14 protein-coding genes are annotated in these 14,885 nt (G+C 58.3%); 8 read left to right on the forward strand and 6 right to left on the reverse strand.

What is annotated here, in order from left to right; genetic code table 11:
* Positions 1 to 63 precede the first annotated feature (63 nt).
* Entirely contained in the window at positions 64 to 1,116 is a 1,053-nt protein-coding gene (locus QF010_RS00905; protein WP_429532353.1) for an ornithine cyclodeaminase, read from the reverse strand.
* A 51-nt stretch (positions 1,117 to 1,167) separates the two neighbouring features.
* Positions 1,168 to 2,202 (reverse strand): histone deacetylase family protein, encoded by a 1,035-nt coding sequence (locus tag QF010_RS00910; protein ID WP_429532354.1) that lies wholly within the window; start codon positions 2,200 to 2,202, stop codon positions 1,168 to 1,170.
* Between the two features lie 119 nt (positions 2,203 to 2,321).
* Between QF010_RS00910 and QF010_RS00915 the strand changes: the two genes are divergently transcribed.
* From QF010_RS00915 to QF010_RS00950, 8 genes are all read left to right on the forward strand, one after another.
* Complete coding sequence (locus QF010_RS00915) at positions 2,322 to 2,822, forward strand: Lrp/AsnC family transcriptional regulator (protein ID WP_033060801.1); 501 nt, start codon at positions 2,322 to 2,324, stop codon at positions 2,820 to 2,822.
* Positions 2,823 to 3,069: 247 nt separating this feature from the next.
* The gene (locus QF010_RS00920) at positions 3,070 to 4,347 is read left to right on the forward strand and encodes a cystathionine gamma-synthase family protein (RefSeq protein ID WP_429532355.1); all 1,278 of its coding nucleotides are present in this window, start codon (positions 3,070 to 3,072) and stop codon (positions 4,345 to 4,347) included.
* A 150-nt stretch (positions 4,348 to 4,497) separates the two neighbouring features.
* Entirely contained in the window at positions 4,498 to 5,928 is a 1,431-nt protein-coding gene (locus tag QF010_RS00925) for an amino acid permease (RefSeq protein WP_429532356.1), read from the forward strand.
* Positions 5,929 to 5,988: 60 nt separating this feature from the next.
* The gene (locus QF010_RS00930; RefSeq protein WP_033060806.1) at positions 5,989 to 6,879 is read left to right on the forward strand and encodes a LysR substrate-binding domain-containing protein; all 891 of its coding nucleotides are present in this window, start codon (positions 5,989 to 5,991) and stop codon (positions 6,877 to 6,879) included.
* A gap of 16 nt (positions 6,880 to 6,895) precedes the next feature.
* Positions 6,896 to 8,275: a threonine synthase gene (gene thrC, locus QF010_RS00935; RefSeq protein WP_429532357.1), complete on the forward strand. Its 1,380-nt coding sequence runs from the start codon at positions 6,896 to 6,898 to the stop codon at positions 8,273 to 8,275.
* A 22-nt stretch (positions 8,276 to 8,297) separates the two neighbouring features.
* Positions 8,298 to 8,735, forward strand: a complete 438-nt coding sequence (locus QF010_RS00940) for an Lrp/AsnC family transcriptional regulator (protein WP_046053060.1) — start codon at positions 8,298 to 8,300, stop codon at positions 8,733 to 8,735.
* A 177-nt stretch (positions 8,736 to 8,912) separates the two neighbouring features.
* Entirely contained in the window at positions 8,913 to 9,956 is a 1,044-nt protein-coding gene (locus QF010_RS00945) for a homoserine dehydrogenase (protein WP_429532358.1), read from the forward strand.
* Between the two features lie 10 nt (positions 9,957 to 9,966).
* Positions 9,967 to 11,379, forward strand: a complete 1,413-nt coding sequence (locus QF010_RS00950) for an aldehyde dehydrogenase family protein (RefSeq protein WP_429532359.1) — start codon at positions 9,967 to 9,969, stop codon at positions 11,377 to 11,379.
* A gap of 108 nt (positions 11,380 to 11,487) precedes the next feature.
* Here the strand turns inward: QF010_RS00950 and QF010_RS00955 are convergent, their stop codons facing one another.
* Genes QF010_RS00955 through QF010_RS00970 form a run of 4 tightly spaced genes read right to left on the reverse strand, consistent with a single transcriptional unit; the run spans position 11,488 to position 14,874 of the window.
* Positions 11,488 to 12,303 carry an HpcH/HpaI aldolase/citrate lyase family protein gene (locus tag QF010_RS00955; protein ID WP_429532360.1) on the reverse strand — a complete coding sequence of 272 codons (816 nt, stop codon included), beginning with the start codon at positions 12,301 to 12,303 and terminating at the stop codon, positions 11,488 to 11,490.
* Positions 12,300 to 13,142: an HTD2 family dehydratase gene (locus tag QF010_RS00960; RefSeq protein ID WP_429532361.1), complete on the reverse strand. Its 843-nt coding sequence runs from the start codon at positions 13,140 to 13,142 to the stop codon at positions 12,300 to 12,302. The genes QF010_RS00955 and QF010_RS00960 overlap by 4 nt, the downstream gene beginning before the upstream one ends.
* A gap of 25 nt (positions 13,143 to 13,167) precedes the next feature.
* Positions 13,168 to 14,124 (reverse strand): electron transfer flavoprotein subunit alpha/FixB family protein, encoded by a 957-nt coding sequence (locus QF010_RS00965; RefSeq protein WP_429532362.1) that lies wholly within the window; start codon positions 14,122 to 14,124, stop codon positions 13,168 to 13,170.
* The gene (locus QF010_RS00970) at positions 14,125 to 14,874 is read right to left on the reverse strand and encodes an electron transfer flavoprotein subunit beta/FixA family protein (protein WP_429532363.1); all 750 of its coding nucleotides are present in this window, start codon (positions 14,872 to 14,874) and stop codon (positions 14,125 to 14,127) included.
* Between the last annotated feature and the right edge of the window lie 11 nt (positions 14,875 to 14,885).

Genomic DNA, 14,885 nt, shown 5'->3' on the forward strand with positions numbered 1-14,885 from the left:
TCTCCTCAACGAACAAGGTGCGTGGTCCGTTGGCACCTTGTTCCGGGGCATCAGCTATGGCTATCAGCTGACTGTGCGCAGGCGCGAGAGAACTGCTGGTTGCTGCCCAAGCAGTTGGTAGAGATTTTTTATGTTGGCCGGCGTCGGCACCAGATGGATGCGCTCACCGATGGCATGCTCTAGCGCCAGGTCGTGCACGTAGCGCAGTGACGAAAAGTCTTCCAGGGCAAAACCCACCGAATCGAAAACGGTGACCTGTGCGTCGTTTTCGCGGCCCAGTGCCTCGCCCAGAACAATCCGAAAGAACTCTACGACCGGAAAGTCAGGCTCCAGTTGTTGAATATCGCCTTCAATCCGGGTTTGAGGCTCAAACTCAACGATGACTCGGGCATTGCGCAGGATCTGGGCGTGCAGTTCGGTTTTCCCCGGGCAGTCACCGCCGACGGCATTGATATGCATGCCGGGCTCGATCATCTCGGGCGTCAGAATCGTTGCATAGGCTTTGTCTGCGGTAACGGTGGTGACGATGTGCGCGCCCTTGACCGCTTCCTGTACCGAGTTGGCCAGAATCACCTCGATATCCGGAAATGCGGACAGGTTGTGCTTCAACTTGAGTGAAGCGTCGCGATCAATGTCGAAAATGCGGATTTGCTTGATGGACAGCATTTCGTGGAAGGCGAGGGCCTGAAATTCGCTCTGGGCGCCATTGCCGATGATTGCCATTGAGCTTGCACCGGGGCGCGCCAGGGACTTCGCGACCAAGGCAGAGGTCGCAGCAGTGCGCACGGCGGTGGTCAGCGTCAGTTCACTGAGCAAGGTTGGATAGCCACTGTGGACATCGGCCAGGACACCGAAGGCCATGACCGTCAGCAAATTCCTTTGACCGTTGTCCGGGTGACCATTCACGTATTTGAACGAGTACTGCTGGCCATCGTCGGTCGGCATCAACTCGATCACACCGTCGGCCGAATGATTGGCGGTACGAGGCGACTTATCAAACTGCGCCCAGCGTGAATAGTCCGCTTCGATGTAAGCCGCCATTTCGCGGATAGCCCGGCGGATTCCCACCTTGGCGAACAGGCGTGCGGCATGATCGACGTCTATAAAAAGAGTCATGTTTTTATTCTCCGATTCAATAGTTCAATCGCTGCGATTCAGGGGGATGACTCAGGCGCGTTTGCTCTCGTAGCCATGCAGCACGTTGACTGCATTGATCCCGATTTCATCGACCATGTAGCCGCCTTCCATCACAAACAGGGTGGGGCAGCCCACGCCCGCTATCAGCTCGCCGATGCCGATGAAGTCTTCGCTTTCCAGCAAGAAGTGGCTGATGGGGTCGTCCTTGAACGTGTCGACGCCCAGTGAAATAACCAGCACTTCAGGGGCAAATTGCTGGAGTTTCTTGCAGGCGTGGAGCAAGGCGTTGCGGTAGCTTTCCCACGTGGTGTTCTTCGCCAGTGGATAGTTCAGGTTGTAACCTTCGCCGTGGCCAGCGCCGACTTCGTGGCTGTAGCCTGAGTAGTAGGGATAAGACACCGTCGGTTCGCCGTGCAGCGAGGCAAACATGACGTCACTGCGCCCGTAGAAAATGTTCTGGGTACCGTTGCCATGATGAAAGTCGACGTCCAGTACGGCGACTCGTTTGGCGCCTTGGGTAATGGCCTGCTGTGCGGCAATGGCTGCGTTGTTCAGATAGCAATAGCCGCCCATGTATTCACGCGCGGCGTGATGGCCGGGCGGACGGCACAGGGCAAAGGCACTGTCGTGGCCTTCATCGATCAGCGCCAGTGCGGTCAGCGCGATATCGGCACTGGTTTTTACTGCTTGCCAAGTGGTGGCGGTAATGGGGGAGCCGGCATCCATGGCGTAGTAACCCAACTTGCCGTCGATGAAAGTCGGCACTTGCTCGTTGGCCAGATCGCGCACCGGCCATACCAGCGGCAAGGCATCGTGGGTGCGTCCGGTTGCGCTCCATTCAGACCAGGCGTTTTCCAGAAAGGTTACATAGCGCTCGCTGTGTGCGTTGACATAACACGACCTGTCGAATACTCGCGGCTCGATGACCTGGCCAAGCCCTACCTGTTTGACCCGATGATGGACGGTATCGGCCCGGCTGGGCTGTTCGAAGGACGGCTTGAGCACGCCGTCTTTCAATTCGGTGCCGTGGTGCAAACGGTGAGAATCACTGAAAACTGTAAACATTGTGCGCATCCGTTGATGTGAGCCAGTGCAAATATTCTGTTCCGGCTGGGAGGCACTTTCTTTGCTTTGTTTTCGTGGTTTACTAGATTATTCGGGAATTCTTACTCAGGAATTGCGTAATGCAGAAAAAATCATCCAAGCGCATCAGTCTCGACGACACCGACCTGGCGATTCTCGCGTTGCTGCAGGAGGACGCGAGTATTTCCAATGCCGAGCTCAGTGAGCGGCTGTCGTTGAGCCTGACGCCTTGCTGGCGGCGGCGTAAGCGAATGGAGGAGGCGGGCGTAATCAAGGGCTATCAGGCGAACCTTGATCGACGAATGCTGGGGCTCGATATCATGGCGTTCGTGCACATCCGTTTTTCCACCCACGCCGATCACGCTCCGGACGCCTTCGAGGCGGTGATTGCGCAATTGCCCGAAGTGTTGTCCTGTCACAAGATCACCGGGGATGCCGATTACGTGCTGCAAGTGCTGGCAGAGGATCTAGATAGCTACAGCGACTTTATCGAGCAGGTACTCAGGCGTCAGGTGGGTATTGCCTCCATCCAGTCCAGTTTGTCGTTACGCGAGGTCAAGACCAGTAGCCGTATAGCGATACCCCAATCGAGCAAGGGGTAAAACCATTGAGGTAGTCCGCAGCCCCGACGATGGCCCAGGCGGCATTGGGCGATAGCCGCCGAACAATCATTTCCTCCTGAAAAACAGATCAGAAGGTCTAAACCTGTTTCAGGACTACACAGCCATTAAAAAAAGCGGCCCTTTGGCACCGATAACATCGTTTCTCGGGCGCACCGCTTTTCAATATATTGGCCGCCAGATCTGGTGAATGACTCAACACTCACCACCCTCAGCGCGAGTAGTCTTAATGAACAATAAACCTGACAACGCAGGGCTTGATAACGCCGGAGCGGGGACCCGAGCGGTCTGGGGCGGGGAGCAAGTCAGGCACCCCTACAACGCCACTCAAACACCGATCGTGCTTAGCGCCGCTTATGGTTACGACGACATCGACGTCTGGTACGACGTTGCGTTGGGCAAGACGCCGGGCTTTATCTACAGCCGCATGAGCAACCCGACGGTCGAGACCCTCGAAGCAAAAATTCGCGAGTTGGAAATGGCCGAGTCCGCCGTGGCCTTCAGCAGCGGCATGGCGGCGATCAGCAGTGTGCTTTTCACCTTCCTGGCCAATGGCGATCGCGTGGTGTCGACCAAGGACAGTTACGGTGGCACCAACAAGATTTTCGAAGAGTTCCTGCCGCGCACGGGTGTGGCGGTGACCTTGTGCGAGACGTTCGATCATGAGGAGATCGAGCGTGAAATCGCCAAAGGCTGCCAGTTGGTGTACCTGGAAACGCCGACTAACCCGACCCTGAAAATACTCGATATCCAGCGTCTGGTGGCTGCGGCCAAGCGCGTCGGTGCCGTGGTGGTGGCGGACAACACCTTTGCCACGCCGCTGAATCAGAACCCCTTGGCGTTAGGGGTGGACGTGGTCATCCACAGCGCGACCAAGTTCCTCAGCGGTCATGGCGATGTGCTCGGTGGTCTGGTGTGCGGCAGCGAATCCTTGATGGCCAAGGTTCGTCATTACCGGGAAATCAACGGTGCGACGCTCGACCCGTTCTCGGCCTACATGATCATCCGGGGCATGAAAACGCTGGTGCTGCGCATGCGTCAACAGCAACGCAGTGCCCGTGCCCTGGCGGATTTCCTCTGCACCGAACCGTTGGTGGAGTCGGTCAATTATCCCGGCTTGCCCGGTCATCCGAACCACGCTGTAGCGTGCACGCAAATGTCCGGCTTCGGCGCCATCGTCAGTTTTGTTCTGGTCGGTGGGATGGACACGGTCAAGGTGCTCTTGCCACGTCTACGATTCGCCCATTGCGCGGGCAATCTCGGTGCAGTGGAAACCATTTACGGCCCGGCCCGGACCACCAGCCATGTCGAAAACACGCTGGAAGAACGACTGGCTCTGGGTATCTCCGAAGGACTGGTGCGGGTCTCGGTCGGCATTGAAGACACTGACGATCTGCTCGACGATTTGAAGCAGGCGTTCGCTTTTGTCAGGTGTTCGCGCAATGAGCGGGCACAGGCAAACACACAGCACGCAAACAACAAAACAAGCATCGAGGCAGCAAGCTGAAGTTTAAACGTTAGTACCTCACGACAAGGCCGTTAGTGAGGGGTTCATGAAGTGGAATAATAATAAAACTTAGTGGCGACCTTTTTTACTCTGCCCCGTAACTCATCGCAGACGTTAATGCGCGCCCTAACAACTTTCATGAGAACAACCATGTCCATAAAAGAAGAACAACTCACTACGCGTACCGGTTTTAAACAGGAAATGCAGACGCGCCATATTGTCATGTTGGCATTGGGTGGCGTCATTGGTACCGGGCTGTTTCTCACGTCCGGGTACACCGTTAACCAGGCCGGTCCGTTGGGTGCGGTCATCGCTTACATCATCGGCGCACTCATGGTTTACATGGTCATGATGTGTTTGGGCGAATTGGCGGTGCAGATGCCGGAAACCGGTTCGTTCAGCACTTATGCCACGCGTTTTCTCGGACCCGGCACCGGCTATACCGTGGCGTGGCTGTATTGGCTGACCTGGACTGTGGCAATCGGCTCTGAATTCACCGCCGCCGGGATCTTGATGGCGCGTTGGTTTCCGGACACACCGGTATGGATTTGGAGTGCGATGTTCGCAGGCTTGGTGTTTCTGACCAACGTGATATCGGTGCGCTTGTTCGCTGAGACCGAATTCTGGTTGTCATTGGTCAAAGTGGTGACCGTGGTGGTGTTTCTGCTAATCGGTGGTGGCGCGATTATCGGTCTGCTGCATATCGATCAGGCTCACAGTATCGGGCTGAGCAACTTCACTCGCGAGGGGCTTTTCCCTACCGGTTTCATGCCGATTGCCATGACGTTACTGGCGGTCTCCTTTGCGTTCTCCGGCACTGAACTGATCGGCATCGCCGCGGGTGAAACCAAGGACCCTCAGCGCAATGTGCCGCGTGCCATTCGCACTACAGTGCTACGCCTGGCAATCTTTTTCGTAGGGACCATTTTCGTCCTGGCGACCTTGTTACCCCGTGAACAGGCCGGGCTCGTTGAGAGTCCATTCGTCACGGTGTTCACCTACATCGGGATTCCGTACTCCGCAGACATCATGAACTTCGTGATCATCAGTGCCTTGTTGTCGGCCGCCAACTCCGGTTTGTACGCTGCCTCACGGATGCTCTGGACCCTGAGTGACCAAGGTCACCTGCCCAAACAGTTCTCGGCCCTGACCCGCATGGGCACACCACTCAACGCCATTATCGTCAGCATGGCCGGTGGCGCCGCCTCGTTGCTCAGCAGTGTGTTTGCCGCCAACACCATCTATCTGGCGCTGGTGTCGATCTCCGGATTGGCAGTGGTGGTGGTGTGGATGAGCATCGCCGCGAGCCAGATTGCTTTCCGCCGTCACTATGTGGCCAATGGCGGCGATGTCCGCGACCTTAAGTTCCGCGTCCGGGGTTATCCGTGGGTGCCGCTGGGGGCGCTGGTCTGCTGCAGCCTGGCGTGTGTCGGGATTGCTTTCGACCCTGAACAGCGGGTGGCTCTGTACTTCGGTTTGCCATTCATCGCCTGGTGCTATTTCGTGTATTACATTACCCGCAAAAGCCGCGAGCGACGCTTGTCGGTTACCCCCTTGGCACAACCGTCCGATGCGTTCTAGCGACCGTCGACGGGGGTGGGCAGTGTGCTCGGTGGAGGGGGTGTCAACGAGGTTCAGACCATGAAGCAAAAGACGTTACCCCCATTGAACTGGTTGCGGGCATTCGAGGTGTCCGCCCGTTGCCTGAACTTCACCCACGCTGCAGACGAACTGTTTTTGACCCAGGGTGCGGTAAGCCAGCAGATCCGCCAATTGGAAAGCCATCTGGGAGTGGCGCTGTTCAAGCGCTTGCCCCGTGGCTTGGGGCTGACCGAGGAAGGACAGGCCTATCTGCCGGTTGTGCAGGATGCAATCACTCGACTGGCGGTGGGGACCAACGAGATTTTTGGCCAGCACAAACGCCGGCCGATCAAGGTGCGCGGCAGCCTGGCGTTTTTTGTGCACTGGCTGGCGCCCAAACTGGTGGATTTTCGCCAGGCGCACCCACAGGTCGACATCCGCTACATCAGCAACATCTGGGTCAAGGAGCTGGACGGTGAGGACGACATGGAAATTCGCTGGGGCCATGGTCAATGGCCCGGCCTGGTGTCGCAGCGCCTGACTTGGGACACCTTGTTTCCGGTCTGCTCGCCAGCCCTGATGGCGAGCTCGCCGCTGACGGTGCCGGCGGACGTGGCGAACCACCCGTTGTTGCATGTCCTGGGTTACGAAGAGGGTTGGGGTTACTGGTTGAACATGGTCGGTGCGGACACCGTCGACTCGTCGACCGGCATGCAGTTCGACACACTGATTTCCACCTTGCGCATGGCCGAGTTGGGACAGGGGATTGCCCTGGCCCGGTCCTCGATGGTTGATGAAATGCTTGAGGACGGGCGACTGGTCGAACCCTTCGACCAGCGCATCGAAGCCAGCGAGTCGTTTTACCTCGTACGCGGTTCCGGTGCCGACCAGCACCCTGACGCGGTCAAGTTTTCCACCTGGCTGGTCGAGCAGGCACATCGTTTCAAATGAATGGCCGGAGCCAACCATGCACTATGTGAGTACCCGAAATTCGGCCGTGCAGGTCAATTTCGAAAAGGTCGTGTTGTCTGGAATTGCCGAGGATGGTGGGCTGTACGTACCGCTCGAACTGCCACTATTTGAACCACAGGACATTGCCAACTGGTCGACCTTGCCCTATGACGAATTGGCCTATCGGGTGATCAGTCCGTTTGTGGGTGAGGCGATCCCTGAGGCTGACCTCAAACGTCTGCTGAAGGAGGCTGGTAGCGACTTCAGCCATCGTTCCCTGGCGCCTTTGCATCAGGTCGATCGTAACGAATGGGTGCTGGAGCTGTTCCATGGGCCAACCCGATCCTCGAAAGATTTTGCCGCCCAGTTGCAGGCACGGCTGGTGCAATACTTTCTGCGCAAACGCGGGCGTCGCGCGGTGGTGATCGGTGCCACCAATGGCGATACCGGACTTGCCGCCATCGAGGCATTCAAGCACTGCGACGAAACGGACGTGGTGGTGTTTTACCCGCAGGCAGGTGTACCGCAAGACCAGCTCCAGCATTTGCAAGCGGTGGCGCATCACAAGGTTCATCAGTTCGCAGTCAATGGCAGCTTCGACGAGTGCCAGACCATCGTCACCCGGTTGTTCCGGCAGTGGCCGTGCATGCAGCACGAGGCGATCAGTTTCAACTCCAGCAACTGGGTCAGTGTTTTGGCGCAACTGGTGTTTTATTTCCACGCCGTGCTGCAACTGGGGGGCGGTCAGCGTCCGATCGGTTTCAGCGTGCCAGCCGCGAGTTTTGCCGAGGTCTATGCCGGATACATCGCGCAGAAAATGGGCTTGCCGATCACTCAGATAATCGTTGCAACCAACCAGAATGACGCGTTGCATCAGTTGTTTCTGAAGAACCACTACTCCAGGTTGCGAGCGAACAAGACCTTGTCGCCGGCCATGGACCTGTCGATCTTTTCTAACCTGGAACGTTTTCTCTGGGAGCTCTATGGACATGACGATCAGGCCGTGAGCGCGCTGATGGCAGCGTTCGAATCCAGCGGCGAGATGACCATCGCCAACGAGTTCTGGTTGCAGGCACGGATGATCATCGACTCTTACGCGGTCAGTGATGAGGAGACACTGAAGGAAATGACCTCGCTGTATCGTGACACCGGTTATGTCATCGACCCGCATACCGCCACCGGCGTCCTCGCGGCCAGGTTGTACCGCCGAAGCCTGGTGGCGCCAATGGTCACCTTGGGGGAAATCTCGCCAGCCAAATCGGCGGTGCTGCTTGGCGAGCTGGGGATCAGCACGCCGGCGCAACACAGCCCGGTCGCGAAGCAAGGGCCGGCGCAGCTTTACCGGATTCAACCGGACGACCTCGACACCATCCATCAGCTGCTCGGCGCGCTGTGAAGGCGCGGCAACAGGAGGCCAAGTGAAGCGAATTCTGGACCCTCTCGATGAACGCATCATCGCGGAACTGCGGCTCAATGCCCGGGCTGCCCACGCCGAGCTGGCGGCGAAGGTCAACCTGTCGCGCAATGCTGTGCGCCAGCGCATTGAACGGCTTGAGCGCGACGGGGCAATACAGGGCTATACCGTACGCACGGGGGAGGGGCGACAAGCTTCTTCGAACATCAATGCGGTGATTTTCGTCTACCGCTACGACCGCATGCGCGGCGCGGAAGTGCTGCAGGCCCTGCGGGCAATACCGGAAGTCATTCAGTGCGATGTGATGAGTGGCGAGTTCGATCTGATGCTGCGGGTCGGCGCTGCCAGTCCGGAGCGGGTGCATAAGGTCTGGAATGAAATCTCCGCGTTGCCCGGGGTGGAAAACACCGTGACCTCATTCGTGCTGTCGTCCGTCGTCTAACCCCTTTGTCGTTCTTGAAAAAGCCAACCTGTGTTGGCTTTTTTTATGCCTGGCGTTTTGCCCGGGTGCTGGTCAAAACGCCCACAAAATAGAGCAAATTGGCCTATTTCACTGCCCTGGCCGCGCCCCTAACCTAGAACCCGACAACCCATCACCCGGATCAAGGGCATAAAAAAAATGACTGAATACAAACTGGCGCTGGTTGGCTTCGGCGGTGTGAACCGGGCATTGGCTCAGCTGATTGCCGAACGTAACGAAAACTGGAAAACCGAACTGGGTTTTACCCTGAAAATCGTTGGCGTGACCGACCTGTTTCTTGGTTCGGTGATTGGCCGCGAAGGGCTGGACGCCGCGTTGCTGGCCACGCTGCCGGCCGTCAAAGGTGCTTTGGCGCAGTTGCCGGGTGGTGCAGCAGAGGCCCTGAACGAAGCGGTGATCAAGGACTCTGGCGCAGACATCATTGTCGAAGCCACCTTCACCAATCCGGTAGACGGCGAGCCAGCCACCTCGTTCTGCCGTTGGGCGCTGGAACGCGGCAAACATGTAGTCACCACTAACAAGGGACCCATTGCCTTGCACGGCGCCGAGCTGAAAGCGCTGGCCCGACGCAATAACGTCGCCTTTGAATACGAAGGTTCGGTGATGAGTGGCACGCCGGTTATTCGCGTAGCCAAACAGTCGCTGGCAGGCAGTTCGATTGTCGGTTTCGAGGGGATTCTCAACGGCACGTCCAACTTCGTTCTGACCTGTATGGAAGGTGGATTGGGGTTTGCCGAAGCGGTCAGTAAAGCTCAGGAGTTGGGGTACGCCGAAGCCGATCCGACGGCGGATGTCGAGGGGCATGACGTGCGCCTCAAAGTAGTGATCCTGGCCAACGAACTGCTGGACGCCAAGCTGAAGGTCAGCGATGTCACTTGCAGCGGTATTTCCTCACTCGATCTTGGCGACATTGAAAAAGCCCGGCAGGACGGGGCTCGCTGGAAGCTGATCGGTGCAGCCATGCGTCATGCCGACGGGGCGATCAGTGCGAGTGTCGAACCGCGTCTGTTGAAACACGATCATCCGCTGGCCGGTATTTCCGGCGCCACCAATGCCGTGTCGTTTACTTGCGAATTGCTCGGTGCGGTGACGGTTTCGGGGCCGGGGGCCGGGCGCATGGAAACAGCGTTTGCGTTGCTGTCGGACATCATCAGCATCCATCAGTCTGTTGCACACAACTAGGAGAATGCCTGTGAACCTTTCGCGTCTGGCCTTGGCTGTTGTGGAGCCGCAAATCGAAGTCTTTAACCCCTTTGACGGTAGCGTCATCGGGACCGTGGCGGATGTCTGTGCGTCGCAAGTGCCCCAGTTGCTGGAGACCGGGCGCAGCGGAGCACGAGCTTGCGCCGGGTTACCGCGTCATCGTCGGGCACGCATTCTCGAACAGGCCGCATTGAACATCGAGCGTGATGCCCAGGCGTTCGCCCGGTTGATCGTCGACGAAGCCGGCAAGACCCTCAAGCAGGCAGAAAAAGAAGTCAAACGCTGCGTCAACACCCTCAAGCTTTCTGCCGAGGAGGCCAAGCGTAATGCCGGGGAAGTGGTGCCTTTCGACGCCTATGAGGGCTCCGAGTCGCGCCAAGGCTGGTTTTCCCGCGAACCCTTGGGCCTGATTGTCGCGATCACCCCGTACAACGATCCGCTGAATCTGGTGGCGCACAAGCTCGGTCCCGCCATTGCCGGCGGCAATGCGGTGATTCTCAAACCGTCAGAGCTTGCGCCGTTGTCGGCCATAAAATTGGTGTCGTATCTGGTCATGGCCGGGTTGCCCGAATCGGTGGTCACGGTCGCGACCGGGGGCGCGGAACTGGGCAAGGCCTTAGTGGCCTCCCGTGAAGTGCGGATGATCTCTTTTACTGGCGGCTTCCTGACCGGTGAGCAGATTGCACGCACGGCCGGCCTGAAGAAACTCGCCATGGACCTGGGCGGTAATGCGCCGGTGATCGTCATGGGCGACTGCGACCTTGAGGCCGCCGTCGAGAGTTGCTTGTCAGGGGCCTTCTGGGCGGCGGGGCAGAACTGCATAGGCACTCAGCGCTTGCTGATTCAGGCATCGATCTATGAAGCGTTCCGTGAGCGTTTTGTCGCCCAGGCCAAGGCGCTTGTGAACGGTGACCCTATGCGTGCCGACACTGATATCGGCCCGATGATTACCCCGCAAGCCGCGCAGAATGCCGAGCAAGTGGTGAACGACGCGTTGCAAGAGGGCGCCACGTTGCTCTGCGGCCATCGGCGCCAAGGCTCGTGCTACGCCGCTACGGTATTGGAAAATGTCGATCATTGCAGTCGGCTGTGGCGCACCGAAGTCTTCGCGCCGGTGGTGGTGTTGCAGCTTTTCGAAACCTTCGATGAGGCCATCGCATTGGCCAACGAGCCCGAATACAGCTTGCATGCGGGGATCTTCACCAATGATCTGGCAACGGCCATGAGCGCCGCACGAAGAATTGAAGCCGGTGGTGTGATGATCAACGACTCCTCCGACTACCGCTTCGATGCGATGCCGTTTGGCGGTTCCAAGTACGGCAGCCTGGGCCGGGAAGGGGTGCGCTTCGCCTATGAGGAAATGACCCAACCCAAGGTGGTGTGCCTGAATACGCTGGGTTAATCAATTCGAGGAACATCTAATCAGGTCGTTTTGCATTGGGAAGGTCTGGTCACCCGCCCAATGCATTTTTTTTCTGGCGTTAGCTGCATTTATTGCCACGAGAACTGGCTAGTTCGCGCGCGACAAAATGGCTTGTGCACGACCAATGACCGGCGCATCGACCATTCGCCCATCCATTACGAATACACCTTCTCCCGAGCTTGCGGCATCCATGATGCGGTGCGCCCAGTGCAATTCTTCAGGGCTGGGTTTTAGCGCTTGATGGATGATTGCGACCTGGTTCGGATGGATGCACAACGCGCCACCAAAGCCCATGTCACGGGCAAATTGGACGGCATTGTGCAGGCCTGTGGTGTCCTCGATTGAGGGGAAAACACCGTCCAGCGCCGGAGCCAGGCCGGCCACCCGAGTGCTGAGCAATACGGCGTAGCGGGCGTGGCTGAGGATCTCTTCGGCGGCAGGACTGCCGGTGGTCAGGTTCAAGTCCAGGCCCAGATCGAGGCTGCCGAACGACAAGCGTTCAACGCCTTGGGCACTGGCAATCTCATTAAGCGCAGCCAAGCCCTTGGCGCTTTCGATGATCGGCCAGATGGGCTTTTCGGTGGCAGCCGCCGTGAGTACTTGCGCTGCGCTTTCTGCTTTGGGCAGCAAAATTCCGATCACGCCGGCATGGCGTCGGCAAAGTTCCAGATCCGCAGCGTGCGCCCAGTGATCCGGGGCATTCACCCGAACCAGAATCCGAGCCTGCGGGGTTTCACTCAAGAAACGCTCCAGGTTATCCCTGGCCTGTTCCTTGAGGCTTTCTTGCACGGCATCTTCCAGGTCGACAATGACCCGGTCCGCGCCGGTGGCGATGGCTTTGGGGATGCGCTCCGGGCGAGTAGCCGGGACAAACAGGGCGGAACGAACAATCGATGGACTCATGGTGTTCCTCCCTCGCTGAATTCGATTTCACCGATCTGTGCGGTGCCGTCCTGATTGCCAGCCCAGACCTGCGCCTTGCCGCTATCGATCAAGCGTCCGCCGACCTCGAAGGGTTGAGGTGAAATCAGCGGTCGGACGCCACGGAAGGTGAAGCGCTTCAAGCACGCGGTCGGGTGCGCGTTGGTAAAGGCGCGCAGGTTCAATGTGGCGATCAATGGACCATGCACCACCAGCCCCGGATAGCCTTCGGTCTCGGTGACGTAGGGCCAGTCATAGTGAATTCGATGGCCATTGAAGGTGACCGCGGAGTAGCGGAACAGCAGGGTCGGGGAAGGCTCGACCTGTTCCTGCCATTGGCCTTCAGGGAGTGCTTCGGTGCCGCTTAGTTTCGGTGGGGAGGGTTCGCGGTAAACGATGTCCTGTTCATCTTGCAGGGCGCGTTGGCCGTCCTGGAAATACTCATGGCGTACAGTGACAAACAACAAGGAACCCGTGCGCCCGTGCTTTTCTTCGACATTGAGGATTGTCGAGACGCAGGACACGTCGGCCTCCACCTTCAACGGCTGGTAGAACTCAATTCGGCTGCCGGCCCACATGCGATTGCGGTTGTGCGCGGGAGGCAAAAATCCACCGAGCGCTGGGTGACCATCGGGGCCCAGTTCGCTGGCCGCAACCGGATCTTGAAAGAATGCCCAATGCCACAGCGGCGGCAGAGGTTCGCCGGGCTGCGGCGCCACTTCGCTCAATGTCGCGGCAATGCGTTTAACCAGGTTGAAGCTGATCCGGTCCTGGCTTTCCTGGCGACGTCCAATCCAGGCTGAAAGATCGATAGTGTTCATAAACTTGGCTCCTGTCGGTCGGTGATCAGGCCAGGGCGGCCATTTCGGGTATGGCTTCAAACAGATCCGCCACCAGGCCGTAATCGGCCACCTGGAAGATCGGCGCTTCTTCGTCCTTGTTGATCGCGACGATCACTTTGGAGTCTTTCATGCCGGCCAGGTGCTGGATCGCGCCGGAGATACCGACGGCAATGTACAGCTGTGGCGCAACGATCTTGCCGGTCTGACCGACCTGCATGTCGTTGGGTACGAAACCGGCGTCGACCGCGGCGCGGGAAGCACCGACGGCAGCGCCCAGCTTGTCGGCCAGGGCGTACAGGTGTTTGAAGTTGTCGCCGTTCTGCATGCCGCGGCCGCCGGAAACGACGATCTTGGCAGCGGTCAGTTCCGGACGATCGGACTTGGCCAGTTCTTCGCCGACGAAGCTGGAAATCCCCGCATCGTGAGCAACGGCAACGGTTTCAACAGCCGCCGAACCACCTTCAGCAGAAACCGGGTCGAAACCGGTGGCACGCACGGTGATTACTTTGACCGCAGCGTTCGATTGAACGGTGGCGATGGCGTTACCGGCGTAGATCGGGCGCTTGAAAGTGTCAGCGCTTTCGACCGAGATGATCTCGGAAATCTGGTCAACGTCCAGCTGAGCGGCAACGCGCGGCAGGATGTTTTTGCCGTTGGAAGTGGCGGAGGCCAGGACATGGCTGTAAATCGTTTGCTGCTCAATCACCAGGCTGGCGACTAAAGGGGCGACTTTTTCGGGAAGCAGATTGGCGTATGCAGCGTTGTCGGCCACCAGCACTTTCGCCACGCCAGCGATTTTCGACGCGGCTTCAGCCACGGCACCCACGAATGTGCCAGCCACAAGCACGTGGATGTCACCACCGATTTTGGCGGCGGCAGCCACAGTGTTCAGCGTGGCCGGGGCCAGCACTTTGTTGTCCTGCTGGTCGGTTGAATAGTCAGCAATAACCAGGATCGTCATTCAGATCACCTTCGCTTCGTTTTTCAGTTTCTCGACCAGTTCAGCCACCGACTTGACCTTGATACCCGCGTTGCGTGCAGCTGGCGCTTCGACTTTCACGGTCTTGTTGGTGGAGGCGGTGGAAACGCCCAAAGCGTGCGCAGTCACTACTTCGAGAGGCTTCTTCTTGGCTTTCATGATGTTCGGCAGGGACGCGTAGCGCGGCTCGTTCAAACGCAGGTCGGTGGTGACGATGGCCGGCAGTTTCAGGGAAACTGTCTGCGCGCCGCCGTCGACTTCGCGAGTCACGGCAACGCTGTCGCCACTGATGTCGACTTTGGACGCGAACGTGCCCTGACCGTAGCCACTCAATGCCGCGAGCATCTGGCCCGTCTGGTTGTTGTCGCTGTCGATGGCTTGTTTGCCAAGGATCACCAGCTGAGGCTGTTCCTTGTCGACAACAGCCTTGAGCAGCTTGGCAACGGCCAGCGAAGTCAGGTCTTCAGCGGATTCGACGAGGATGGCGCGGTCGGCACCCAGCGCCAGCGCGGTGCGCAGTTGCTCTTGAGCGGTGGACGGGCCGATGGAGACGACGACGATTTCAGTCGCAACACCTTTCTCTTTCAGGCGTACGGCTTCTTCCACTGCGATTTCGCAGAACGGGTTCATCGACATCTTGACGTTGGCGAGGTCGACGCCGGAATTGTCCGCCTTGACGCGAACTTTCACGTTGTAGTCGACCACACGTTTCACAGCTACCAGGATTTTCATTGGGCAGTGTT

The sequence above is a fragment of the Pseudomonas silensiensis genome (assembly GCF_050434865.1).
Lineage (GTDB): Bacteria > Pseudomonadota > Gammaproteobacteria > Pseudomonadales > Pseudomonadaceae > Aquipseudomonas > Aquipseudomonas fluorescens_W.